Origin of the sequence: Candidatus Avelusimicrobium faecicola (assembly GCA_900540405.1) — a bacterium.
GTDB lineage: Bacteria > Elusimicrobiota > Elusimicrobia > Elusimicrobiales > Elusimicrobiaceae > Avelusimicrobium > Avelusimicrobium faecicola.
In genome coordinates, this window is record UQFW01000001.1 from 23,502 (window position 1) to 49,681 (window position 26,180).

Genomic DNA, 26,180 nt, shown 5'->3' on the forward strand with positions numbered 1-26,180 from the left:
CCACTACAATAATAGTAAGGAGCCCCCCTTATGAAAAAACAAATCTTAGTAGGTGTCGCGTTCTGTTCCCTCTGCCTAAATGCGTATGCGTTTAATCCGGCGGCCGAAAAGGCCCAGGATGCCCAACCGGTGTCTTGCAATATCCCGGCCATGTTAAATGATGCCAAAAATGCCCAATGGTTTAGGCCCCAATGTATCCGCATTTTAGCCGCCAGTGAAGCCCGCGGAAACCTGAACCAAAGCCAGAAAGCGCAATTAAAAGAAGTGCTTGTGCCCGCCTATCAAAACATTATGGAGTATTATTCTGTCCGTTTGGATGACGAAAGGGCACAAAAAGAAGCGCCCCATTTTATGGAGTTAAACAAAAGCCTGGCGCTGCTAGCGGATGAACAAGGCACCTATGGTTTAACGCCCGGAACAGGGGTTTACCGGCTTAAAAAAGACAAAAAAATAGAAGGCAGTTCCAAAACCGTAGAAGTTGTGGGCCGGAAAGCGGATGTTAAGATGGGCAAGGCCCCGCTGTATAACCTGCTAGTTAATGTGGATACAAAGGTTTCTTTGGCCCAGCAATCCCAAGCGGAAAATGCCGCCCATCTGCGCAAAAGAAAACCGGGCGAGCTGACAGCCGGGCTGCCGAAAGACTCCCGGGGGGAGACGTTCGCGCCCGCGTTTGATGTCCGCCATTTGGAAAATGTGTTTTGTTTTGACAATGATGCCCAATTAGAAGAAAAAGATTTTGTTTTTGATATTCACCTTTTGAACGATATGTTAAAAGAGCGGCGCGATTTTATGCCGCTACTGAACTTTATGGCAGAAAACGCCTCTTTTAACAAAAATCATCCCAATTATATTCCGCCCCGCTTTGTGCGGTTGGTACTAGCCTATCATGCGGAAAATTTGGCACCGAAAGAAGCCTCCCAACTGGTTAAGTATGTGGCAAACCCTAAATATGCGCCGGATTTCCGCTTTTTGGCGGGCACGGTAGCCTCCGCGTATGCGTATTCTAAGGGGTCCAATGCGTCTTACAAAGGCAAATTCCGCTACTCCCCCAAAGAGGCCGCCGCTATTATGGGCGTACTGCAACAGAAAGCCACCGGCGCCCCCCAGGATGCCGCGCAAGTGGAGCTTTTGAGCCGCCGGGTGCGCCCGTATATGAAAGGGCAACTGCTTCTTCCCGTGGAAAAAAACAAAAAAGCCGAGTGGCTGAATGGGGCAGCGCTTACCAGGGCGTTGGCCACAACGATTACAAGCGAAGAATTTATTTCTTTGGCGAAGGCCAGCGCGCCGGAAAGCCTGCTTGTCAGCGGGGGAATCTTGGTCCTTGGTGGCGCGGCTCATGCCGTTTCTGAGGCGTTTTCTCCCTTGTACCGCAAGCAATTTAAGGAGTCGTTAGAGAACACCTTGTATGTGGAAGTGCCGGAAAAATATATCCCCGCCAGCACGGCTGAAAATATGGACGATTATGAGGTAGTCAACGGAAACATGCTTATTCCAACGACGGACGCCGCCGCGCAAACCCGGCAGGCAAAGGCTGTACTGGAGGAAATTTTTGGAAATGTAGAACTGGACGAGGATGGCGAGCTTATGCGGATGGCTCCCGTTATTTGGGATAAATTTACCATGGCCCGCGTGGGCACCAGCGCCACCAAACTGGAAGCTGAAAAAGAGAAGGAGCCTACCTGCCATTATGATGACAAAGTAAGTAAAAACCTCCATATTCCATTATATTTGGTTGGTAATTTATTGAACCCGGGGGATAAAACTACCCGGTTGCGGGCCTGGCAGTTGCGTAGCTGTTTGGCTAAAAGAGGGTATTGCCCGCCCTTAACACCCGGGCAGGAAGAAGGCGCGGTGTCCAGTTGGTTTTTGGGGTGCAAAAACACCCATTTGAACCGTGTAAAAGTGAGCGCGGAATGTCGGGCAGATGCACAAGAATTGAACCGGATATTCAAACAGCTAACTTCTTTTAAGGATAATAAAGGCCGGAGATTGTATGCGCGGGCGGTTTATTATCAGGGTAAATGGGTGGCGGAGGCAGAAATGGGTGTTTTTTCCAGAGGGCCGTTGGTAGACATGTTGTCTTCATGGATACAAGATGCCATTTTGAATAACGGTAAATTGCGTATAACCGATGGGCCGGAAAGTATCGGCAAAAATTATGTATACCGTAATGGCACCCATGAACAGAGCACCCGCTATCACTTTTCAGAAGAAACAAATGAAATCGGTAAAGGGGGGAAGTTGCAGCATTTCCATTACGAGGAAATTAAACCGTACGCCTATACATATAATAAGCAGATGTATAGGGGTATTTTCAAATGCAACCACAGCATTGTGTATCAGCCTAAATAGGGCGTGATGACCGGGTGCGGGGTATTAAAATGGAGTTCCGGCCCGGGGTTTAGAATGGTTTTTCTATAAAAATCTGCCGCCCATGCGCGGCAGATTTTTTGTCTGTCTTGCGTTTGCGGGCCCCGGTTGGCGGTAGCGCTCTGTTGCGCTTGTAAGTGTGATACTTAAAACCACGCAGGAATGGGCACTATGGCCCAAAATTGGGCGCGCTGTTGTTGCGTGTAGAAGTGATACTTAAATCCGCAATATGGGACGTATAAGGGGAAAATAGGTATCTGGCGGTGGAAAATTTTTTTCAAACAAAAAACCGCTTATTCTAGGCGCAAGCGAGGGAGGAATACTGTGGGCACTCGCGCGGCAGCGCGGAGGTATCCGACCAAGCGCGCAACAACGAATAAACGGTTTTTAGGAAGAAAAATGGTGCCCAGTATAGAGATTGGCCACAAGTCGCCTCGTTGACCCTCGGCGCTCGCGGCCCCGCCTCGCCATGCTCGCCTTTCGCGTTGCTCAAACTCGCATAAGGCTGCGGCTTTCAATCCCTAACGCGGGCAAAGCAGTTTGCCCGCTTACGGGCACAAAAAAACCACCCTTTCGGGTGGTTTCTAAATGGTGCCCAGTATAGGGATTGAACCTATGACCTTTCCCATGTCAAGGGAACGCGCTACCGCTGCGCCAACTGGGCTTAAATTTGTTTGACTACTTATTTATTATACAAAATAACCCGCCTTAAATAAAGAAAATCCTTTATTGTCTGTCGTAAAGCGCACCGAAACGGCCGGCCGTTCCGCACACCCCACCCGCCAAAATCCGCTCCGCTCGTTTTGCCTGCGTTTATTTCATGTCGGATAAAACGAACACAAAGAAACCCCCGGTATAGCCGGTGGCAAAAACACGACAATTAAAATAACGCCCTCTTGCTTGCGTAAGAAGGCGTTATCTATATTTGGTATCCCAACTTGGATTTACAGTTCGTTTTGGGCGAGGACCTCTTTTAAGGTTTGGGCGGATTTTTGCAGGTCGGCCGTTTCCTGCGCGTTAATTTCCAGCGGAACGTGCGTTTCTACGCCGTTGCGGCCCACAATCGCCGGCATACTCAGCGCAATATCCGTAATGCCGTATTGGCCTTTCATCAGGGCGGAAATGGGCAGAATGGATTTCTCGTTGCGGACAATCGCTTCGCAAATGCGGCGCACCGCCATAGCAATCCCGTAATAAGTGGCTTTTTTGCGTTTGATAATTTCGTACGCGCTGTTTTTTACTTCGTCGGCAATACGTTTCATGGCTTCTTCGTGTTGGAAGTATCCGCGCATTTCGCAAAATTTGTTTAGTTTAATGCCGGACACGTTGGCACAGCTCCAAGCGGCAATTTCGCTATCGCCGTGTTCGCCGATGATAAACGCGTGTACACTGCGGCTGTCTACGTCCAAATGTTGGCCCAGGTTATATTTCAGGCGGGCGGTATCCAAAACGGTGCCGGAGCCGAACACGCGGTTAGCCGGCAAGCCGCTTAATTTAATGGCTACCGTGGTTAAAATATCCACCGGGTTGGCTACCACCAGTAAAATCCCTTTGAAATTAATTTTTTTAATTTCCGGCAAGATGGACTTAAAAATAGCAATATTCTTTTTGACGAGGTCCAACCGGGTTTCGCCGGGTTTTTGGTTGGCGCCTGCGGTAATTACAATCAGGCCGGCATCTTTCAGATTTTCGTAATCTCCGGCGTAAATTTTCATCGGTTTGGCAAACGGCAGGCCGTGGCTGATGTCCAGCGCTTCGCCTTCGGCGCGGGCCTTGTCGGCATCTATCAGTACCATTTCGGTAAACATCCCGCTCTGCATTAAGCTAAACGCTGTGGACGAGCCCACAAAGCCGCAGCCGATAATGCCAATTTTACTAAAATTAATATAATTTGTTTCCATACTTTTCCTTCCCCCTTGGGGTGTTTGGCCCCTCTATACTATTATATAAAATCCGTTTGGGGCGGATTAGGCCGAAAACAGATTAGGCCCTTACTTAAAACGCCAACTGGTGCCTAGCGTGTTTTCTATAAATTCCAACAAGGCCCGGTGCAGAAAAATAGATTTGTGCGTGCGCACCAATAATTTTTTCGTCGGGTCGGCCTTGGTGGGTACTTCCAAAAATACTTGTGTGGTGCCTTTGGTCATATCCAAATAAGTGCTTAATTTTTGCAGTTGGTCTTTGGTATATTTGGGCGGAAGCTCCACAATAAATTCTTTGGCGGCGGTGGCTAAAACGTCCGTCACACTGCCCACGCTTTGCAGGGTCAGTTCGCACCGGGCGCTTTCGTCGTCCACGTTAATCTTGCCGGAAAAATTCAAAATAGCATTGGGGCCTAATTTGTGCCCGAATTCCTCAAAAGTGCGCGCAAACGCATTGACGGGGAGCGAGCCGGTGCAGTCTTCTATCACAAATTGGGCCCATTCCTTTTTTTGTTTATTTTGGCGCTTTTTGAACAGCGTAATAATGCCCAGTACATTTAAGTTGCCGGTGGCTTTGCCGTCCAAAATATCCCGGATAGGCGTGGCATGCAGTTGGGCCAAATGCTCTTGGTATTTGGCCATGGGGTGCCCGCTGAAATACAGGCCCAGCACTTCTTTTTCAAAGTTGAGCAGTTCGCTTTGGGTGAGCGGGTGGACGCGCTGTTTGGTTTGCGGTTGTTTGACGCTTAACATCGTGCCGAAGTCGTCCCCGAATAAGCTGGCTGTGTTGTTGGCTTGCTTTTCTTTAGCTACCAAATGGGCGGTATCTACGGCTTGGTCTATCCCGGCCAGCAAAATCGCGCGGGCTTCTTTGGGGTCTTTGTCCGGCAGTAAACTATCCAGTGCGCCCGCTTTGGTTAAACTTTCAATGGTTTTTTTGTTGGCTTGGAAAATATCAATCCGGCTGCAAAGTTCGTCTAACGATTTATACGGCCCGTCTTTTTCCCGCTCTGCCACAATGGATTTACACCCCTCGGAGCCGGCGCTTTTAATGGCTTCCAACGCAAAGCGGATACACTCTTTGCCGTCTTTGGTTTCTACGGAGAACTCCGGCTGGGAGGCATTTACATCCGGCGGCAGAATTTCAAAACCCATTTTTTTGGATTCTTCCAAATAGGTGACGATTTTGTTTTCTTTATCGTCGGAGCCAATCGCGTTGTGGCCGATTTCGTTCGTCAGCGCGGCGCACATAAATTCTATGGGGTAGTTGGCCTTTAGGTAGGCCGTCTGGTACGAAACCAACCCGTATGCAAACGAGTGCGATTTGTTGAAGCCGTATCCGGCAAAGGCTTTCATCTGCTCGTAAATATGGGAGGCAACTTTTTCGGAAATATTATTGGCTTTGCACCCTTCCACAAATTTCTTGCCGAATTTTTCCATAACGTCCAGTTTCTTTTTACCCATGGCTTTGCGCAGGGTGTCGGCCTCGCCGGGGGTAAACCCGCCCAGCGTTTTGGAAATTTGCATGATTTGTTCCTGGTATACCATACAGCCGTAAGTGTCTTTTAATACGGATTCCAAAAGCGGGGTTTCGTACTTGATTTGTTCCTGCCCGTTTTTGCGGCGCACGAACATATCCATCATGCCGGATTCCATCGGCCCGGGGCGGTACAAGGCCACCAAGGCGGAAACGTCGCTGAATTGGGAGGGCTGCAACTTTTTAATTAAGTCGCGCATGCCGCCGCTTTCTAACTGGAAAATACCCAGCGTTTTGCAACTGGAGAGCAGGTCATACGTTTTTTTGTCGTCCAGCGGGATTTCGTTAATATCAAATTTGGGGTCATGGCGTTTGCGAATCATCTTTTCCGCATTATCAATAACGGTTAAGGTGCGCAGACCCAAAAAGTCCATTTTTAATAAGCCTAAATTGGAACACGGCTCCCCTTCAAACTGGGTGGTAATGGAATCGCGCGCCCCGCGGGAAAGCGGCACATATTCGGACACCGCGTCTTTGGTAATCAGCACCCCGGCGGCGTGGATACCCGTATGGCGTTTGAGGCCCTCCAACTTATGGGCCATATCAAACAGGCGTTTGCTTTGGGGGTTGGTGTCAATTTCTTTTTTAAGCTCGTTGATTTCCAAGGCTTTATCCAGGGTCATTTTGGGGTCGTTGGGAATCATTTTGGCAATACGGTTGGCCTCGGCTACCGGTATGCTCATGGCGCGGGCGACGTCTTTTAAGGCCAGTTTGGCTTTCATGGTACCAAAGGTAATAATTTGGGAAACGCGGTCATGCCCGTATTTGCCGCGCACATAGTCAATCACGCGCCCGCGGCCCGCGTCCGACATATCAATATCCAAGTCCGGCATGCTTACGCGGTCCGGGTTCAAAAAGCGTTCAAACAGCAGTTTGTTTTTGATAGGGTCCACGCGCGTAATATCCATACTGTACGCCACCAAAGAACCGGCGCCGGAGCCGCGCCCCGGGCCTATGGGAATATCGTTCGCGCGGGCCCAGTTGATAAAGTCCTGCACAATCAGGAAGTAGCAGTCAAACCCCATGGTAATAATTACATTAAATTCAAATTCCAACTGTTTCCAATAGTCGTCCGGCACGTTGCCGTGCATTTTTTTAACCAGCCCTTTGCGGCAAATATCCTTAAAATATTCGGCCGAGTTGGGGAACTCTTTGGGGATTTCAAAATTCGGCAAAATAAAGCCGTGTTTGGGGAATTCCAAATTGCACTTTTCCGCAATTTCCAGCGTGTTGGCGCAGGCTTCGGGCGTGTGGGCAAACAGCGCGCACATTTCTTCCGGCGTTTTGAAATACAGCTCGTGCGACATTTGCAGGCGGTCCGGGTCGTTTAAGGTTTTGTTGGTGGCTACGCAAACGGCTACGTCGTGGGCTTCCCAATCTTCTTTTTTCTCGTAGTGGCAGTCGTTCGTGGCCACAACGGGTATGCCCGTCATTTTGGCAATATCTTTTAAGATGGGTAAAGATTCCACTTCTTCTTTAATGCCGTGGTCCATCAGCTCAATGTAATAATTGCCCTTGCCGAAAATATCCTCGTACTCTTTGGCCAGCGCGCAACATTGTTCAAAAGTTTTGGTGCGGGTGTATTCGGATAAAAAGCCTTTTAAGCAGCCGGAGAGGCAGAGTAGCCCGCCCGCGTGTTTGGCTAAAATTTCTTTATCTATGCGGGGTTTGTGGTAAAAGCCGTCCACCCACGCCAGCGAATTGAGCTTCATTAAATTGAGGTAGCCCTCGTGGTTGCGGGCCAGCAGGGTTAAGTGGCCGCGGTATTCGTTGGGGTCTTTTTCGGTATATTTACCGTTGGTGATGTAAAACTCGCACCCGACAATCGGCTTTAGGCCAATAGAGCGCGCGGTATCGTAAAAATCCAACGCGCCGTACATATTGCCGTGGTCGGTCAGGCCCATGGCTTTAATGCCCTGTTCCACTAAACTTTTTAGAAAGGGGGACGGTTTGTGGCTTTCCGAAATGCGCAACATTCCGTCTAAAAGGGAGTAATCGCTATGATTATGTAATTGGACAAATTCAGCCATGTAAACATCCTTTGGGTATTGCCGGCGCGGCGTGTGCGGGGCTTGAGCGGCCCCTGCCGGGCCAAAATTTTATAAGATTATCTATATGAAACATTATAGTAAATTAAAAGAAACAAAAATTTCCTCCAAAACCTTGTACGAAGGCATTTTGAATGTAAAGTTGGATGAGGTGCGCCTGATTAACGGCAAAACCTCCAACCGCCTGTATTTTGACCACCGCGGCGCCAGCGGCATTTTGCCGGTGGAAGACGGCAACGTGTATTTGGTGCAACAATTCCGCTACCCGATTGGGCAAACCACCTGGGAAATCCCCGCCGGAAAACGGGAAGAAAACCAAACTTTTTTAATGTGCGCGGAAGCGGAACTGAAACAAGAAACCGGGCTGACGGCCCAACACTTGCAGGAAATTATGGTTTTCCACCCGTGTAATGCGTTTTCCAACGAAGTGCAACACCTGTATTTGGCTACCGGCCTGACCCGCGGGGAAGACCAGCCGGACGAAGACGAATTTTTGAATCTTAAAAAATTCCCGCTGGAAGAAGCCTACCAAATGATAGCCGACGGCCGCATTACCGATGCCAAAACTATCATTACCTTACAGTGGTATCAGTTGCACGCAAATAAATAGAAAAGGGCCTTAAAATGCCCTTTTTTAGCGGAATTGTTTGGATTTGGTGCCGCCGTCATAACGGTAGGCCAGTTTGCGTTTTAACAGTTCTTGGGCCAGGTTTTGGCCGTTTACGTCCACGTCACACAACAGGCGGAAGTATTTATCCCGCCCGCAGTTGGATAAATTAACCTCCCCGCGCGATAAAAAATCTTTCGTAAACGCTTTGGCTTTTTGCGCCAGGCGTTTTTCCCGCTCGGTTTTGCCTTTTATTTCCGGGCAGTCTATGCCGCGCACGCGCACCGGCACTTTTTCACAAAATACACTCATAGAACAATTTAAGTTTATTTTGAAGGTGTCCCCGTCGTACACACTGGCTATTTGGGCGTTTTCAAACGTATCGCCCTCCACTTGGCTGACGGGTTTGCCCGTTTGTTGGAAAACCGCCAGCGCGGCGGCAATAAGCGCCGTCACCCACCAGGGGGCTTTGGAAGAACGGCGGCTTGTTTTGCGTTTTCTTCTGGGAGCCATAATTAAGGAATCAGCACGTTTAAGGCCGCGGGCAAAATTTTAATTTCCAGTTGGTCCTGCGTTTTTTTGGGTTCGCCGTCCAAATGGTAAATAATTTCGCCCGGTTGGCGTAAAAGAACGTGTTTTACGCGGGTGGTGTCCGTCACGCCCAAATGGGTTGAATCATCCGTAAAAAAAGTAGGCGCGGCGGCCAGTAATTTTAATTTATGGACGTTTTTTATTACAACCTTTTCCAACCAGCCGTCCGTCAGGCTGGCCTGCGGCGCAATTTTGAAGTTGCTGCCGTATTGCGTACCGTTGGCAAACGTCACGGAAAGCGGGCGGAGTGTTTCCCGGCGGCCGTCGTATTCCAACTGCATTTCTTGGGGTTGGTAAGTAAACGCATCTTTGGCGCCTAACTTAAAATACGGCCACATGCCCCGTTTGCCGGTTTTGCCGTATTGCATAAAATCGTACGCAATTTGGGCCTCTATGCCCACCCCCGCTAAATTGAGGAATAACTCCCCATTGGCTTGCCCCACATCACAACGCACCGTTTTGGCTTTTTGCAGACAAAAAACGGCTTCTTGCAAGTGGAGCGGCATACGCAGTTCGCGCGCGAAACCGTTGCCGCTTCCGCCGGGAATCACCCCCAACGCCGTGGGCGTGTTTACCAGGGCTTGGGCGGTTTCGTTAATGGTGCCGTCACCGCCCACGGCCACTACGGCTTCGTACTGTTGGCTGACGGCTTTGGCGGCCAGTTCGGTGGCGTGGCGCGGGCCGGTTGTCAGGGCCCAGGCGGCCTGCGGAAAGTTTAATTTAATGCAGTTGACTATATCTTGCGGGTCGCGCCCTTTGCCGCTTTTGGGGTTAATAATAAATAAAATTTTCATAGTTTTTTAAGGGTTTTTAGGTCGTCTTTGTCGGTCAGGTCCAGTTGGCTTAACGCATCATAAATGCGCTCGGTCTTTAATAAATGGATGCCCAAATGGCCCACGCGCGCCCCTACGGAGGCAAAAAATAACATCAAAACGGCAAATAACGCCGTATTGGCCAGCGTATTAATGCCGTCTGCAGGCACGGTGACGGTGCCTTGCGGGGCCTGGACGGTAATATCACGCATATTTACAATATGGGGTACCGGGGATACCCGGACGAATGTTTTATACATTCCGTTCCCCGCAAAAAAGATTAAAAACAGCCCGGCGCATAATAATAAATAACCTAATATTTTGTGCATAAAATTCCTCTTAAAAAATTATAACAAATGGCGCAAACCGCCCGCGCGTGCGGCGTTTTGCCCGTGCTTAAACGCGCCGCAGGGCAGAGCCGCCCCTGTATTTGATATACTTTAATTATACAGTTTATAGAGGTACTATCAGGTTATTATTATGAAAAGCACAGAAATCAGAGACGGTTATTTGAACTTTTTTCACTCCAAAGGGTTGCCTATAAAACCCTCCAGCTCGTTAATTCCCCACTCGGACCCGACGCTCCTTTTTACTTCGGCGGGTATGGTGCAGTTTAAGGCCAATTTTTTAGGGATAGATGACTCCCTCAAAAATGCGGCCTCTTGCCAAAAATGCGTGCGCACCACGGATATTGACAGCGTGGGTTTTACGGAACGCCACCTGACCTTTTTTGAAATGTTGGGCAATTTTTCCTTTGGGGATTATTTTAAGAAAGAAGCCATTGACTGGGCTTGGGAATATTTAACCAAAACGCTCCACATTCCGGCCGATAAACTTTATGTAAGCATTTACAAAGGCGGCATTGCCCCGCGCGACGAAGAAGCCTACAACCAATGGCTGAAATATGTACCCGCGGAACGCATTTTTGAATTGGGCGAAGCCGATAACTTTTGGACCATGGGCCCCACCGGCCCCTGCGGCCCCTGCACGGAAATTTATTACGATTTTGGCGATAAAGGCTGTAAAAATCCGCATTGTGATATTACTTGCGATTGCGGGCGCTTTGTGGAAATTTGGAACATCGTTTTTGAAAGCTACAACCGCCAGGAAGACGGCACTTTCAAACCCTTGCCGCATAACAACATTGATACCGGCATGGGGTTAGAACGCCTTTGTATGGTGATGCAAAAGGTAAACAACATTTTTGAAACCGACCTGTTTACTCCCATCATCAACCAAGCCAAACAGGATTTGCACTTAAAAGGCGAAACGAAAGAGGAAATTTCTTCCCTGCGTATTATTGCGGACCATGTGCGCAGTTCCAGCTTTTTAATTGCGGAAGGGATTTTGCCCTCTAACGAAGGCCGCGGCTATATTTTGCGCCGCTTAATCCGCCGCGCGGCGCGTTATGCGCGCTTAATGGGTGCCGATAAGCCGTATTTGTATACGTTGGCCCCCAAAGTGAAAGAAATTTTTAACGGTTTATACCCGGAAATTGATAAAAATATGCCGCACATCCAAGATGTGCTTAAAATGGAAGAAACCACGTTCTTAAAAACATTAGTGACCGGGGAAGAAAAACTTTCCGCCCTGTTGGCGGACGGTGCGGACACCCTGTCCGGCGAGGAAGCCTTCCACTTGCACGAAACGTACGGTTTCCCCTTGGAACTGACGAAAGAAATTGCCTCTGCCAAAGGCGTAAAAGTGGACGAAGCCGGCTACGAAAAAGCCAAAGCCGCCGCGCAGGCCAAAAGCCGCTCCTATGCCGACGAAATGACCAAAGACAAAGCCTACATGATGCAACATGTGGAAACCCACAACCCGGCTACGGTGTTTACCGGCTATGATACGCTGACGGACGACGGCACCGTGCTGATGCTACTGAATGAAAAATTTGAACTGACGGACGAAGTTTCCGGCACCGGGTACGCCGTATTTGATAAAACCCCGTTCTATGCCGAATCCGGCGGACAGGTGGGCGATAAAGGCGCCGTTTTATCGGACGGAAAAGAAATTGCCCGCGTGGAAGACGTCCAAAAACCGATTAGCAAAGTGTTCTTGCATAAATTTTCCGGCACGCTTAAAAAAGGCCAAAAAGTGCGCCTGTGTGTGGACGGTGCCTTGCGCAAACGCTGTATGGCTAACCATAGCGCCATTCACTTGGTAAACGCCGCGTTGCGCCAGGTGTTCGGCACCGGGGTTCACCAGAGCGGCTCCTTTGTTTCGCCGGAGCGTTTCCGCTTTGACTACACGCTTTCCCGCACGCCGAAAGCGGAAGAATTAAACCGCGCGTGGGAAATTGCCAACCGGGCGGTGGAAGCGGCCCTGCCGGTAAATTGCCAAGTGCGCCCGCTGGCGGATGCGGAAAAGTTAGGCGCCGTCACTCTGCTGGGGGAAACGTATGCGGACCCGGCCCGCTTTGTGCTGATGGGCGGCAGTTTTGCGCGTCCGCAAGATAAATACAGTTTGGAACTTTGCGCCGGAACGCACGTTAAAAACACGGCGGACGTAATGACGGTACTGGTGCTGAAAGAATCTTCCGTTTCCGCCGGGGTGCGCCGTATTGAAGGCGTGGCCGGTGCGGCGGCGCTAGACTATTTGAAAAACGTAAATCTTCAGGCCGAAACCCTGGCCGCCCGCTTAGAAGTACCGTCCAAAGATGTTTTTACCCGCGTAAATGCCATTATGGACGAGCTGAAAGAGGTTAAAAAGCGCTATATGCAATTCCGCGAGCGCACGTTGGCCGCCGGCGGTGTGGACGAAATGAGCTTTACGCTTAAAAACGGGGTCAACCTGGTGGTGCGCAAGGCGGACGGCGCGGAGCCGAAAGAGTTGCGCAATATCGCCGATACGATTGCCCAAAAATACCAAAAAGCCGTGGTGTTGGTCTCTTGCGATAAGGACGGCAAACGCGCCTTTGTGGTTAAAATGGTGGGCAAGTTTGAACATATTGACGCCGTGACGGTTGCCAAACAAATTGCGGCGGATTTGAACGGCCGCGCCGGCGGACGGGCAGACTTTGCCCAAGGCGGCGGCGAAGCCAAACGCCCCTGGCAGGAACTGGTGGCCGGCTTAAAAGACACGCTGTAAAACGCTATTCATAAATATCCCCCGCTTGAGGCGGGGGATATTTTTTATATAAAGGGTGCAAAATGGGGGGGGGAAAGCAGTTTGCCTGCTTTCCTACAAAATTAAAACCCCGCTTGCGCGGGGTCTTAAATTTTGGTAGGAATAGGATTCGAACCTATGTAGGGCGTAGCCCGACGGTTTTACAGACCGTTGCTTTTGACCGCTCAGCCATCCTACCGAACAAATTATTACTTTACTTAAACAACTAGGTAAATATATTATAGCAAAAAAAATTAAAAGTGTCTGCTTTGGTTTGATATTTTTTCTTCCTAGAGGGGATTAGCCTATAAATGCGGTTTATCCCCGCGCCGGAAATTGCTAAAATAGGGGTATGCAAAATCCGGCAACTACCCCACTTATGAAGCAATATACCGAGATTAAACAAAAAAATCCGGGCGTTATTCTGTTTTTCCGCCTGGGGGATTTTTATGAAATGTTCGGTGATGAAGCGCGCGAAGTAAGCGCTTTACTGGGCCTTACGCTTACGGCCCGCCACGGCGTGCCTATGTGCGGTATTCCGTATCATGCGGCCAATAACTACATTGTGCGTTTATTAAAAGCCGGTAAAAAAATTGCCATTTGCGAGCAAGTGGGCACCCCCGGCGCCAATAATACCAAACTGTTTGAACGCAAAGTCATCCGCGTGATTACGCCGGGTACCGTAATGGAAGACACCCTGTTGGATGCCAACCAATCTAACTATTTGGTGTTTGTGCTGGTGCATAAACAAGGTTGGGCGCTAGCGTGTGTGGACGTTTCCACCGGCGAATTTTGGGTGACCCAAAACGACAAAGACCCCGCTTTAATGAACTTGGCCGCGGCCCTGGCCTCCATTAACCCGGCCGAAATTGCGGGGGATGCGGCTTCCTTAAAAGATTTACAGGCCAAAGTGGTTATTCCCAACGGTTTCGGGCTTACTACGCGCCCCGCGTTTGACGGGGATTATACGTTGCCGGAAAATTGGCCGGCCCTCGGCGCGTGGGAAGGCAAGCGCGCGGCCCTGGCGTGTGCGTTGCAAATTATGCGCTATGTCAATGTGACGGAGCCCAGTTTTAAGCAAACCTTAATTCCCACCTACCGGGAGCTGAAAGATAATTTAATTATAGACGAAAACGCCGTCACCGCGCTAGAGCTGGTCAAAAGCCAAGAGGGCACCCGCAAAGGCAGTTTATGGGATTTGTTGGACCGCACCCAAACTTCCGGCGGCAGCCGCACCTTAAAAGAATGGATTTTACACCCGCTGATGGACGTGGCGGATATTACCCGCCGCCAAAACTGCGTGGAAGGCTTTGTAAAAGGGCAGGAAGCCTGCGCGGGCTTGCTGTCTATCCTTAAAAATATATCCGACGTAGAGCGCATAGCCACCCGCACGGCCACCGGCACGGCTTCCCCGCGGGATTTATCCGGCTTGCGCCGCTCTTTACTGAACGCGGAGCCGCTTAAAAACTGGTTTGAAAAATTCCCGGCCGTGGCCCCGCATTTAACGCACCGTTTTGAAACTTTATATACGGATTTGGAAGCCATGTCCCGCCTGTTATACAGCGCCATTAACGAGGACCCGCCCCTGCGCATTTCCGACGGAAACATCATTCGCGAGGGCTATAATGCGGAGCTGGACGAACTGCGCTCCCTGCGCCACAACGGCGGCAAAACCATGGAAGAAATTTGCGCCCGCGAACGCGAAAAAACAGGCATTTCGTCCATGAAAGTCGGCTTTAATTCCGTTTTCGGTTATTATTTTGAAGTGACCAAAATGCACATTTCCAAAGTGCCGTATAATTATGTGCGCAAGCAAACCTTAACCAATGCGGAACGCTACATTACTGAAGAATTAAAAGATTTGGAAAATAAAATTTTGAACGCAGAGCAAAAAATCTTGCGTTTGGAATCGGCTCTGTTTGACGAAGTGCGTAAAACCTTGGCCCTCAAGACGGACGCGCTCAAACAATTTGCCCGCCTGGTGGCGGAGCTGGATGTTTACCTTTCTTTGGCGCAAAGCGCTATTGCGCACCAATACGTCCGTCCGGTGGTGGATACTTCTTCCCGCCTGTTTTATAAAGGTGGGCGCCACCCTATGGTGGAAAACCTGTTGCCGCCCGGCAGTTTTGTGCCGAACGATTTGGAGGCGGATTCCACCCAAACCCAAATTATGCTCATTACCGGCCCCAATATGGGCGGTAAGAGCGTGTTTCTCAAGCAAACCGCCATTTTGGTTATTTTGGCCCAAATGGGGGCGTTTGTGCCGGCGCAGGAAGCCACCGTGGGAATTGTGGACCGGATTATGACCCGCATTGGCGCGCATGATGCGCTTTCCCGCGGCAATTCTACCTTTATGGTGGAAATGAACGAAACGGCGCACATTTTGGCTTCCATGACGCCGCGCAGTTTAATTTTATTGGACGAAGTCGGCCGCGGAACGTCCACTTTTGACGGTATTTCTATTGCGTGGGCCATTGTGGAATATTTATATAAGCCTAGCGGCGGCCCCAAAGTGCTGTTTGCCACGCATTATTTTGAACTGACCGATTTAGCCAATAAATACCCGGCGGTTCAAAATTACCATGTGCAGGCGCAGGAGTATAAAGACGAATCCGGCCAAAGCAAACTGGCGTTTTTGTACCGCATATTGCCCGGCGCGGCAGACCAATCGTATGGGATACATGTGGCCGAAATTGCCGGGTTGCCGGCGGCTTGCACGTTGCGGGCGCGTAAAGTGCTGAAAGATTTGGAAGCCAAAAAAGGCGGCACCAAAATTTCCGTTAAAGAAAAAGATATGGTCAAAGATTTGTTTTCTTCCCCCATTGTGGAAGAAATCAAAATGGCGGATACGGACCAACTGACCCCGTTGGCCGCTTTACAGTTAATTTGCGAATGGAAAAAGAGGATTAATGAGTAAAATTACCGTTTTAGACCCGTCCACCGCCAGTAAAATAGCCGCGGGGGAAGTAATAGAGCGCCCCGCCGGGGTGCTTAAAGAGCTGTTGGAAAACGCCGTAGATGCCGGCGCCACCGCCATTAATATAGATATTGAGGGCGCGGGCAAAGAACTCATCCGCATTAACGATAACGGCTGCGGTATGGACGAACAGGATTTGGAATTAAGCGTCCGCCGCCATGCCACCAGTAAAATCTGCTCGTTTGAAGATTTAGCCCATTTGCATACGTTCGGTTTCCGCGGGGAGGCGTTGTTTTCCGTGGCGGCGGTGTCGCGCATGAGCATTAGCAGTTGCACCGCGGGCGGGCAAGGGCACCGCTTGGAACTTTCCGGCGGAGAAATTATTTGCCGCGCCCCGGCCCCGGCTATGCCCGGGACCACGGTGGAAATACGCGATTTGTTTTTTAACACGCCCGCGCGGCGCAAATTCTTAAAAAGTGATTCGTACGAGCGCGCCTGCCTGTTAAAAGTAGCGGAAGAAAGCGCCCTGGCCAACTGCCGGGTGGGCTACCGGGTGCGTATCGGCGGGCGGGAAATATATAATTTGCCGGCCCAAACCGGCCCGCAGGAAGCGGCCGTCCGCGCCCGCGCGCGGGAAATTTTAGGCGGCCCGGTGACGGAAAGCCTAGTTTATAAAAAATTTGATGATTGCGGCTTGCAGTTGTTTTTAACCCCGCCGGATAAATTGGTGGCGGTGCGGGATTTCCAAATGATATTTATTAACCGCCGCCCGATAGAATCCAAAACCATTCAGCAGGCTATTTACAAGGCGTTGCAAAACGTCCGCCCCAAAGACCGCCACCCGGCGTTTTTGGTGTACCTGACGTTGGAGCCGGGGGAATTTGATGTAAACATTCATCCGCAAAAGCGGGAAGTGCGTTTTGTGGACGAAAATAAAATTTTCAGGCTGATTCTAAACAGCGCCGGGGAAACGGCCTTCGGTAATGCCCGCCCGGTAGCGGCGGCCCCGGTCATTCCGGCGGTGGATTTATCGCTATCCGCCCGCCCGGCCGCCCAACAGCTTTTTCAGCCCAAATTGGCCCCGGCCGCCCCGCCCGTTGCGCCGCAACCCCCGCAAGAGCCGCAGGCAACCCATGTGCAGGATATTTTCAAACCTGCCGGAACGCCGCGTTTTATGGTGCGGGAAACCGAAGACCCCGTGGCCTATGAAGCCCGCCGCCCGGAGCCGGAGCCGCTCCCTGCGCCCGCAGGCCCGGCCTGGTATGTGGGGCCGTATCATTATTTGGGTCAGCTCCAGCGCAGTTATTTACTGTTTGAAAACCCGGAAGGCTTGGTGCTGATAGACCAACACGCCGCACAAGAGCGCGTTTTGTTTGAAAAATATATGGACGCTTTTGAAAAACGCGATATAAAAGTGCAGGAGTTAATGTTTCCGATTCAGGTGGACTTAACCCCCAGTAATGCCGAAAGCCTGATGAGTTGGGCCCCCTGGCTCAAAACGGCCGGGTTTGAGCTTACCCGCTTTTCCCCGCGCACGGTACAGGTTAAAACCATGCCTTATGTGGTGCGGTTTAAGGAAGACGACATGAAGCGGTTTGTGGAATCGTTAGCCGCCGTGGTGGGGGACCCGGCCAAATCTACCGAAACCCTCAAACGCAAAATGGTGGCTATGCTGGCCTGCAAAAAAGCGGTCAAGGCGCATGATTCTATGACGGCGGCCGAGGCCGAAGCCCTGCTTGAAAATATGAAAAACTGCAAAGACGGTATGCACTGCCCGCACGGGCGCGCGTGTGTAGCCCAACTGCACATCCGCGAGATTGGCAAGCTGTTCGGCCGTTAAAGCCTGTTTTACCGCCCCGGAGCCGCCCGGGGCTTTTTTAGGCGGTGCCACTTTATTTTCTGCCTAAAAAAAGGTATCCTTTTATATATATTCCTATTGGAGGGACTATGTCTGATATTCCGGTTTTGGAACGTGTTTTATTTTCGCAGGAACAATTAACTAAAAGAGCAGAAGAATTGGGCCGCCAAATCTCGGCCGATTACCGCGGCAAACAACCGTTGTTTGTGGGCATTTTGCGCGGATGTATTCTGTTTTATGCCGATTTAATGAAAAATATTAGCGTAGATTGCAATATGGATTTTATGTGCCTGTCTTCTTATGCGGGCGGCACCGCCACCACCGGCCAGGTGCGCACCATGTTGGATTTGCGCGAAAGCATTAAAGGCCGCCATGTGGTCATTGTGGAAGATATTGTAGATACGGGCCTGACGTTGGATTATTTGTTGGGCAACTTGAAAAACCGCGGCGCGGCCAGTATAGAAATTTGCTGCTTACTGGATAAGCCTTGCAACCGCAGAGCGGAAGTACACCCCAAATATGTGGGTTTCACCGTTGGTGATGAATTTGTTATCGGCTATGGGCTAGATTATAACGAACTGTACCGCAACTTGCCGTATATCGGAGTATTTAAGAAACAATGAAGAACAAAAACGTGAGCAACCGCAGGATAGTGTCCGTCGGCCAAATTTTGGTATGGGTAGTTATTTTTGCCGCGGCGGTTTTCTTTTTTAATAACCCGGGTTCCAAACCGGCTGTGTTGGATTATTCCGACTTTAAGCAAAAAGTGTCCGTGGGCGAAGTGTCCGATTTGACCGTCGCCCCCGGCGTGATTAGCGGGTTATATAAAAACGAAAAAGGCGAATTTGCCAAATTCAAAACCGTACGCATGGAAGACCCTAAACTGGTGGAAGAACTTGCCGCTGGGAAAATAAAATTTAAGGCGGAGCAGGACAACAGTTGGATAGGGAACATCCTGTTTAATCTCATGTGGATTGTGTTGCTCATCGGTTTTTGGTGGTTTGTGTTTATCCGCCCGCAACGCAGCGACGGCAAAAGCGCCATGAACTTTGCGCGCAGTAAAGCCAAAATGCAGGACCCGTCCAAGCAAACCGTCACGTTTAAGGATGTGGCCGGGTGCGAAGAAGCCAAAGAAGAATTGGAAGACGTTATCAAATTCTTAAAAAACCCTAAAAAATTCCAAAAATTAGGCGGCAAACTGCCCAAAGGCGTGCTTTTATACGGCGCGCCGGGTACGGGCAAAACCCTGTTGGCTAAAGCCGTGGCGGGGGAAGCGGGCGTGGCGTTCTTTTCCGCCTCTGCCTCCGAATTTGTGGAAATGTTTGTCGGCGTCGGCGCGGCGCGCGTGCGTGATTTGTTTGACCAAGCCAAAAAGAACTCCCCGGCTATTATTTTTATTGACGAATTGGATGCCGTGGGCCGCCGCCGCTTTGCCGGTATTGGCGGGGGGCACGACGAACGCGAACAAACCCTCAACCAACTGTTAATTGAACTGGACGGTTTTGAAAGCAAACAAGGCATTATTTTAATGGCCTCCACCAACCGCCCGGACGTGTTGGACCCGGCGTTAATCCGCCCCGGTCGTTTTGACCGCCATATTTCCGTACCGGCGCCGGACTTAAAAGGGCGCGAAGAAATTTTGGCCGTTCACGCTAAAAAAGTAAAATTAGCGCCGGAAGTGGATTTGAAAACGGTAGCCAAAGGCACCCCCGGTTTTGTAGGGGCCGATTTGGCTAACGTCATTAACGAGGCCGCCATTTTGGCCGCCCGCGCCGATAAAGAGGCCGTAAGCACGGCCGATTTGGACGAAGCCGTGGAGCGCGTAATTGCGGGCCCGCAAAAAAAGAGCCGCATTATCTCCCCAAAAGAACAGCACATTATTGCCGCGCACGAATGCGGGCATACCATTGTGGCGCGCTTAACCAATCATTCCGACCCGGTGCATAAAGTGACCATTATTCCCCGCGGGCAAGCGTTGGGCTACACGTTGCAACTGCCGTTGGAAGATAAATTTTTAACCAGCAAATCCGAAATTTTGGATAAGATTTGCATTTTACTGGCCGGCCGCGCCGCGGAACAAATTGTATTTGGGGAAATTACCTCCGGCGCCAGTGACGACCTGAACAAAGCCACCGCCTATGCGCGCAAAATGGTGGTGGAACTGGGCATGAGTGACAAAATCGGCCCGATTGCCTTGCCGAACGGAGATGACAGCGAAGTCTTCCTGGGGCGTGATTTATCCCGCCATAAAACGTATTCCGAGGAATTGGCGCGCAACATTGATGCGGAAATTGTGGATTTAATGAAATCTTCTTACGAACGGGCGCAGGAAATTATTTTAACCAACCGCGCCGCGTTTGATGTGTTGGTAAAAACCCTGCTTGAAAAAGAAGTGGTGGAAGCCAACGAAATTGATGCTATTTTGGGCTTGAAACCCGCCGCGCAGGAAACTCCCGCCCCCAAGGGCGCGGATAGCGCGCCCAAGCCCGCGCAAGAAGCCGCGCAAGAACAACAACCGAAGGCGCCGAAAGCCGAACGGCCGGAGGCTAAACAGGCGGAATTGTTCTAGCAACAGCAACCTGCGCAAGCGGGGCAAGTACGCAGCGGACGCCGTTGTTTTCGCCTCCGCGCGAAGGACTTATATTCTATGGGAAAATACTTCGGAACAGACGGAATACGCGCCGTTGCGGGCACGTTTCCGTTGACGGACGAGTTTATTGAAAAATTGGGCTGGTGCGCTTTGGACGAGCTTAAAAAAAGCGCGCAAGCCCGCGGACTTAAAAACCAAGTAATTATCGCGCAGGATTCGCGCGCTTCCGGCCCGGCCATTTTGGCGGCCCTGCAAAAAGGGATTCGCGCCGCGGGCGTAAACGTGGTTAGTATCGGGGTGGCTCCCACTCCGGCCGTAGCCAACATTGTGCGCCAAACGGGCAGTTTGTGCGGTATTGTTATTTCCGCCAGCCATAACCCGGCGGAATTTAACGGCATTAAATTCTTTACCAATCACGGCTCCAAACTGCCGGAAACGATGGAAGCCGCCATTGAAACCCGCATAGACGGCTGCTCTGCCGTGCCTGCCCCCCGGGCGGACTATTGCGAAGATTTATCGTTGGTGGAACTCTATAAAAATTTCTTAAAATCCACGGTGGATGCCGCACTCCTCAAAGGCACCAAAATTGTGCTGGACTGCGCCAACGGGGCCAGCTCCCAAATTGCGGTAGATGTTTTCAGCGCGCTGGGGATGGAATTGACCGTCACCGGGGCCAAGCCGGACGGCACCAACATCAACCGGGGCGTGGGGGCCTTGCACACCCAATTTATGCAGGATTTAACCAAGCGCGAGGGCGCATTTGCCGGGTTCAGCTTTGACGGCGATGCCGACCGCGTGATTGCCTCCGACGAACAAGGCCGCCAATTAGACGGCGATAACATTATTGCCTCTTCCGCCTTGTGCCTCAAACAAGAAGGCCGCCTGCACGCCAATAAAGCCGTACTAACCATTATGGCCAATTTGGGCTGTATTAATTACCTCAAAGAACACGGCGTGGACGTGGTGCTGACCAAGGTGGGGGACAAATATGTGTCCGAAGCCATGGAAAAAGAGGACTTGTCTATCGGCGGGGAAACTTCCGGCCATATTATTTTTAGGGAGTTTTCCAACACCGGGGATGGGTTGCTGTCCGCCTTGCAATTTTTACAATGTGTTAAAAAATCGGGCAAACCGATGAGCTGGTTTTTGGACCAATGGAAAAAATATCCCAGCCTGTTGCGTGCCGTGCAGGTTAGCAGTAAGCCGGCATTGGAAACGCTGGACGGCTTTTTGCCCGGCGTGGCCGAGTTGGAAAAACAAATGAACGGCCGCGGCCGCGTGATTGTGCGTTATAGCGGTACGGAGCCGAAATTCCGCATTTTGGTAGAGGGGGAAGATTCCGCGTTAGTCAGCCATATTGCCGGCGAAGTGGAAAAACTCTACCGCGCTAAAACGGAGGTATTGGCATGAGTTTGGCTTTAGGGGTAAATATAGACCATATTGCAACACTGCGCCAGGCGCGCCGGGCCTCCTTCCCGGACCCGTTGGCGTTTGCCACATTGGCGCTTGCGTGCGGGGCGGATTACATTGTAGCGCACCTGCGCCGGGACCGCCGCCATATTCAAGAAGAAGACTTGAAACGGCTATGTAAAAAATTTCGTAATAAAATTCACTTGGAATGTTCTTATACGCCCGAAATGCAAAAAGCGGCTTTAGCTTTGCGGCCGTATTCCGTATGTATTGTGCCGGAACTGCCGGGCGAAGTGACCACCACCGGCGGGTTGAAGTTTACGCCTGCCGTGCAAAAGCGCGTGGGAGAAATGACCGCCGCCCTGCAAAAAAAAGGCGTTAAAGTCAGTTTGTTTGTAAGCCCGGCGGCGGAGGACATCCGCACGGCGGCTAAACTGGGGGCGGATATTGTGGAACTTTGCACGCGCGATTACAGCGAAGCCACCACCCAAAAACAAGCGCAAAAACTCCTGCAGGATTTGGCCCTTTCTACGCTACTGGCTAAAGAATTGGGACTTGAGGTTCACGCCGGGCACGGGTTGGATTATACCAATGTGCTGGCGGTGGCGGATATTGGCGGCATGGCCTGTATGAACATTGGTTTTGCCATTATTGCCCGCGCGTTGGAAGTGGGTTTACCTTCTGCCGTGGCAGAGATGAAAGAACTGCTTTAATCAGCACCGAGAGGATTTTTTATGTGTGGAATTATCGGCTACGTTGGCAAAAAAAACAGCGTGCCTTATATTATTGACGGATTAAAAAAACTGGAATACCGCGGGTATGATTCCGCCGGGATTTCCATTTTGCAAGACGGCCATTTAATTACCGTGCGCGCCGTGGGCAAAGTGGCGGAACTGGAAAAAGCCACCTTGCTGGCTAACCCCCAAGGCCAAAGCGGTATCGGCCACACCCGTTGGGCCACGCACGGCAAACCGTGTGAAGAAAACTCCCACCCGCACCGGGATTGCTCCGGCGATTTGGTGGTAGTCCACAACGGGATTATTGAAAACTTTTTAACCTTGCGCGAAAAACTTTCCGCGCTGGGGCATAAATTCAAAAGTGAAACGGACACGGAAGTAATTGCCCACCTGATAGAAGAAAACCTAAAAACCGCCCCCGGGCAGACAAACCAGGAACGCCTTTTTAATGCCGTGCGCAAAACCAACGGGGAAATTTCCGGCGCGTATGCGTATGGGGTGTTGTGGGCCCAAACGCCCGATTTTCTAATCGGCGTGAAAAACCAAAGCCCGATGGTGGTGGGTTTAGGTAAAAACGAAAACTTTTTAGCTTCCGACGTGCCCGCTTTTCTAAAACATACCAACAAAGTTTTGTTTTTGGAAGACGGCGAAATGGTGACGCTGACCTCCAAAGGGGTCACGCTGTTTGGCAAAGACGGGCAGGAAAAACCGTTCAAACCTACCAAAATAACGTGGGACCAAAAAACGGCCGAAAAGGGCGGTTATGAGCATTTTATGCTCAAAGAAATTTATGACCAACCCCAAGCCATAGAGGACACCTTGCGCACCGCGCAGACGGATTTTGGCAAACTGGTGGGGCTCAAAATGGGAGACCTGCGCGCTTTGCAAAATGTGCATATTGTGGCGTGCGGTACGGCCTATCATGCCGGGTTGGTGGCTAAATATTATATAGAAAATTTTGCCGGTATTCCCGTGACGGTGGATTTAGCCAGTGAATACAAATACCGCACCGTGCCCCGCACCCCGCACACGCTGGCCGTGGCGGTCAGCCAATCCGGCGAAACCGCCGACACGATTGGCGCCGTGCGCAAAGCGCAGGAGCTGGGCTTCAAAACCTTGGCTATTTGCAACGTGTTGGGCTCTACCATTACTCGCGTGTGTGACGGCACTTTTTATACGCATTGCGGGCCGGAAATCAGCGTGGCTTCCACCAAAGCGTTTACCAGCCAGTTGACCTCGCTGTATGTGTTGGCACTCTTTTTGGGCAAAGCCAACGGCAACATCAGCGCCACGGTTTTTAATAAGCTGTATAAAGAGTTATTAACGCTTTCCAAATATATGGCGGAAACGGTTAAAATTGAATATGACGTGCGCCATATCACCAAAAAAGTATACAAAGCCCCGCACTTTTTATTTTTGGGGCGGAATGTAAACTTCCCGATAGCGTTGGAAGGCGCCTTAAAATTAAAAGAAGTTTCCTACCGCAGTGCGGAAGGTTTTGCCGCGGGGGAAATTAAACACGGGCCGATTTCCATTATTGAAAAGGGCACTCCCACCATTGTACTGATGCCGCCGGACGAGCTGTTTGAAAAAATGCTTTCCGCCTGCCAGGAATGCCGGGCGCGGGGCGCGTTTGTAATTGCCGTCACCACCCAAGAGGGCGCGCAAAAAGCCAAAGATTGCATAGATAAAGCCATTGTAGTACCTTATGCGGGCGAATTTTTACAGCCCATTTTGAATGTGGTGGCATTGCAATTTTTTGCCTACTGGACGGCCAAACGGTTGGGGTGCGATATTGACCAACCCCGCAATTTAGCTAAAAGTGTGACGGTGGAATAATGAAAAAAATAACCCGTAAAGATATTAAAAAAAGTTTTCCTGCCCGCCCGCTGACGGCCAACAAAGGCACGTTTGGGCGGGTGTTGGTGGTGGCCGGGTCTGCTTCCATGACGGGTGCCGCCGTTTTGTGCGCCAAAAGCGCCTTAATGGCCGGGGCCGGGCTGGTCACGTTAGCGTTGCCGGAAAGCCGCCAACAAATAGCCGCTTCTTCCGCGCCGGAAGTAATTACGGTGCCGTTGCCGGAAACGGACGGCTTAATCAATTTACACGCCTTGCCGGTGCTGGATGCTTATATTAAAACCAGGAAACCCTCCCTGGCGGTTATCGGCCCGGGGTTGGGGGCCTCTTCCGCCGCGGTGCCGTTTATGAAACAATGCGGTTTGCCGTTGGTGGCGGATGCGGATGCGCTCAACCGTCTGGCGGCCAGCGGGTTGGATGCGGTTTTCCCGCGCCGGGAGCCGGGCATTTTAACCCCGCACCCCGGGGAAATGGGCCGCTTGCTCAAAGAGCCGGTGGCTTTGGATGAGCCGGCCCGGCAGTATCAAGTGCAAACGCTGTTTGAACGCACCGGGGCCGTCAGCCTGATTAAAGGGTATGGTACCTTGGTGTACGCCGGAGAAGATACCTGGCAGAACACCACCGGCGGCCCGGCGTTGGCAAAAGCGGGCTCCGGGGACGTGCTATGCGGGCTGATTGCCGGGTTTTGGGCACAGCTGGGTATGGCGAACGGGTTTGACACGCAAAGTGCTTTTCAGGCGGTTTTGTGCGGAGTCTATTTGCATGGGCTTTGCGGAGATTTGGCCGCAAAAGATTTAACGGATACTTGCGTATTGGCCGGGGATTTACTGCGTTATCTTCCGGCGGCAATTAAAAAAACAGTTCAATAAGGCTTTTTATGGCTTGGTGGCAATGGATATTGGCAGTGCTTGCGGGGTTGGGTATCCTGGCGGTGGGGCTTATGGAATTATGCGCCTACATCGCCCGGAAAGTGTTGCACCCGGTTTCCAAGCGCAAACCCCTCTACCAGTGGCCGGACCAATATAAAATGCCGTACGAAGATGTTTCCTTTTTGACGGAAGACAAAGTACAGCTGAAAGGGTGGTTTATCCCGTGTGACAATTCCGAAAAAACCGTTATTTTAATGCACGGTTGGGGGATGAACCGCTCGGACATTTTGAAAAATACCTATTATCTGCATGATTTGGGGTTCAACTTGTTGTATTTTGATTTCCGCGCGTTGGGGGAAAGCGGCGGAAAAGTAAGCTCTATCGGCTACTTGGAAACGCGCGACGCGCAGGCCGCTATCCGCTTTTTGCAGGAAACCCGCCCGGAAAGCTGTAAAAAAATAGGGTTGTACGGGCTTTCTATGGGGGCCATGGTGGCCGTGAGCGAGGGCGCCCGCAACCCGGCCGTAAATTGCGTGGTGGCGGAAGCGTGTTATTATTCGTTCCGCCGGGTGGTGGCGCGTTGGGCGTGGGTGCATTACCGGGTGCCGCCTTTCCCCTTAATTCCCATGGTGTTGCACTATGTCCGCCGGTATCTGCGCGTAAACCCGGAGCGGTTCAGCCCCAAATACAACGTGGCTAAAATTGCCCCGCGCCCGGTGTTTATTATCCATGGGCGGTATGATAACATTGTCCCGCCGTTCCAAGCCAAATTGTTGTTTAAGCACGCCGGGGAGCCGAAGGAAATTTGGTTAGTGCCCGGGGCCAAACATAATAAATGTGCGGAATTGGGCGGGTTTGAATATAAACAGCGGCTCAGCAATTTTTTCCGCCGGTATTTATAAATTTTAAGCAGGCCGCCCCTCAGGGCGGCTTTCATCTGTACAGGA

Annotated in this window: 17 protein-coding genes and 2 tRNA genes; 12 read left to right on the forward strand and 7 right to left on the reverse strand. The window is 51.0% G+C overall.

Going from position 1 to position 26,180, the window contains the following annotated elements:
- The first annotated feature begins 30 nt into the window (after window positions 1-30).
- Window positions 31-2,352 carry a hypothetical protein gene (locus tag ACQY18_RS00100; RefSeq protein ID WP_428038396.1) on the forward strand — a complete coding sequence of 774 codons (2,322 nt, stop codon included), beginning with the start codon at window positions 31-33 and terminating at the stop codon, window positions 2,350-2,352.
- Window positions 2,353-2,959: 607 nt separating this feature from the next.
- Here ACQY18_RS00100 and ACQY18_RS00105 read toward each other — a convergent pair.
- From ACQY18_RS00105 to dnaE, 3 genes are all read right to left on the reverse strand, one after another.
- A tRNA-Val gene (locus ACQY18_RS00105) sits at window positions 2,960-3,034 on the reverse strand.
- A 280-nt stretch (window positions 3,035-3,314) separates the two neighbouring features.
- Window positions 3,315-4,271: an L-lactate dehydrogenase gene (locus tag ACQY18_RS00110; protein WP_176777596.1), complete on the reverse strand. Its 957-nt coding sequence runs from the start codon at window positions 4,269-4,271 to the stop codon at window positions 3,315-3,317.
- 90 nt (window positions 4,272-4,361) lie between these two features.
- A complete protein-coding gene (gene dnaE, locus ACQY18_RS00115) occupies window positions 4,362-7,859 on the reverse strand; it encodes a DNA polymerase III subunit alpha (protein ID WP_428038397.1) in 3,498 nt (1,165 codons plus the stop codon).
- An 85-nt stretch (window positions 7,860-7,944) separates the two neighbouring features.
- Here dnaE and ACQY18_RS00120 point away from each other — a divergent pair, with 85 nt between their 5' ends.
- Window positions 7,945-8,487 carry an NUDIX domain-containing protein gene (locus ACQY18_RS00120; RefSeq protein WP_176777594.1) on the forward strand — a complete coding sequence of 181 codons (543 nt, stop codon included), beginning with the start codon at window positions 7,945-7,947 and terminating at the stop codon, window positions 8,485-8,487.
- 24 nt (window positions 8,488-8,511) lie between these two features.
- Here the strand turns inward: ACQY18_RS00120 and ACQY18_RS00125 are convergent, their stop codons facing one another.
- The 3 genes from ACQY18_RS00125 to ACQY18_RS00135 are packed head-to-tail and all read right to left on the reverse strand — an operon-like array spanning window position 8,512 to window position 10,216.
- Window positions 8,512-8,997 carry a thermonuclease family protein gene (locus tag ACQY18_RS00125; RefSeq protein WP_428038398.1) on the reverse strand — a complete coding sequence of 162 codons (486 nt, stop codon included), beginning with the start codon at window positions 8,995-8,997 and terminating at the stop codon, window positions 8,512-8,514.
- A 2-nt stretch (window positions 8,998-8,999) separates the two neighbouring features.
- The gene (locus tag ACQY18_RS00130; protein ID WP_428038399.1) at window positions 9,000-9,869 is read right to left on the reverse strand and encodes a diacylglycerol/lipid kinase family protein; all 870 of its coding nucleotides are present in this window, start codon (window positions 9,867-9,869) and stop codon (window positions 9,000-9,002) included.
- Window positions 9,866-10,216, reverse strand: a complete 351-nt coding sequence (locus ACQY18_RS00135) for a hypothetical protein (protein ID WP_176777591.1) — start codon at window positions 10,214-10,216, stop codon at window positions 9,866-9,868. The genes ACQY18_RS00130 and ACQY18_RS00135 overlap by 4 nt, the downstream gene beginning before the upstream one ends.
- A 151-nt stretch (window positions 10,217-10,367) precedes the next feature.
- On the opposite strand from ACQY18_RS00135, the gene alaS reads away from it, so the two are divergent.
- Entirely contained in the window at window positions 10,368-12,977 is a 2,610-nt protein-coding gene (alaS, locus tag ACQY18_RS00140; protein ID WP_428038400.1) for an alanine--tRNA ligase, read from the forward strand.
- 133 nt (window positions 12,978-13,110) lie between these two features.
- Here alaS and ACQY18_RS00145 read toward each other — a convergent pair.
- Window positions 13,111-13,194, reverse strand: a tRNA-Tyr gene (locus ACQY18_RS00145).
- A gap of 153 nt (window positions 13,195-13,347) precedes the next feature.
- Between ACQY18_RS00145 and mutS the strand changes: the two genes are divergently transcribed.
- The 9 genes from mutS to ACQY18_RS00190 all read left to right on the forward strand — a co-directional run bounded on the left by mutS (window position 13,348) and on the right by ACQY18_RS00190 (window position 26,135).
- The gene (gene mutS, locus ACQY18_RS00150; protein WP_428038401.1) at window positions 13,348-15,912 is read left to right on the forward strand and encodes a DNA mismatch repair protein MutS; all 2,565 of its coding nucleotides are present in this window, start codon (window positions 13,348-13,350) and stop codon (window positions 15,910-15,912) included.
- Window positions 15,905-17,752 (forward strand): DNA mismatch repair endonuclease MutL, encoded by a 1,848-nt coding sequence (gene mutL, locus ACQY18_RS00155; RefSeq protein WP_428038402.1) that lies wholly within the window; start codon window positions 15,905-15,907, stop codon window positions 17,750-17,752. Before mutS ends, mutL begins: the two co-directional genes overlap by 8 nt.
- A 107-nt stretch (window positions 17,753-17,859) precedes the next feature.
- Complete coding sequence (hpt, locus tag ACQY18_RS00160; RefSeq protein WP_428038403.1) at window positions 17,860-18,393, forward strand: hypoxanthine phosphoribosyltransferase; 534 nt, start codon at window positions 17,860-17,862, stop codon at window positions 18,391-18,393.
- Window positions 18,390-20,339 (forward strand): ATP-dependent zinc metalloprotease FtsH, encoded by a 1,950-nt coding sequence (ftsH, locus tag ACQY18_RS00165; protein WP_428038404.1) that lies wholly within the window; start codon window positions 18,390-18,392, stop codon window positions 20,337-20,339. The genes hpt and ftsH overlap by 4 nt, the downstream gene beginning before the upstream one ends.
- Before the next feature lie 78 nt (window positions 20,340-20,417).
- On the forward strand, window positions 20,418-21,770 hold the full coding sequence (gene glmM, locus ACQY18_RS00170; RefSeq protein WP_428038405.1) for a phosphoglucosamine mutase: 1,353 nt from the start codon (window positions 20,418-20,420) through the stop codon (window positions 21,768-21,770).
- A complete protein-coding gene (locus ACQY18_RS00175; RefSeq protein ID WP_176777584.1) occupies window positions 21,767-22,483 on the forward strand; it encodes a pyridoxine 5'-phosphate synthase in 717 nt (238 codons plus the stop codon). The genes glmM and ACQY18_RS00175 overlap by 4 nt, the downstream gene beginning before the upstream one ends.
- 21 nt (window positions 22,484-22,504) lie before the next feature.
- Window positions 22,505-24,346 (forward strand): glutamine--fructose-6-phosphate transaminase (isomerizing), encoded by a 1,842-nt coding sequence (glmS, locus tag ACQY18_RS00180; protein WP_176777583.1) that lies wholly within the window; start codon window positions 22,505-22,507, stop codon window positions 24,344-24,346.
- Window positions 24,346-25,233, forward strand: coding sequence for an NAD(P)H-hydrate dehydratase (locus tag ACQY18_RS00185; protein WP_176777582.1), 888 nt, complete (start codon window positions 24,346-24,348; stop codon window positions 25,231-25,233). Before glmS ends, ACQY18_RS00185 begins: the two co-directional genes overlap by 1 nt.
- 8 nt (window positions 25,234-25,241) lie before the next feature.
- Complete coding sequence (locus ACQY18_RS00190) at window positions 25,242-26,135, forward strand: alpha/beta hydrolase (RefSeq protein ID WP_428038406.1); 894 nt, start codon at window positions 25,242-25,244, stop codon at window positions 26,133-26,135.
- Window positions 26,136-26,180 lie beyond the last annotated feature (45 nt).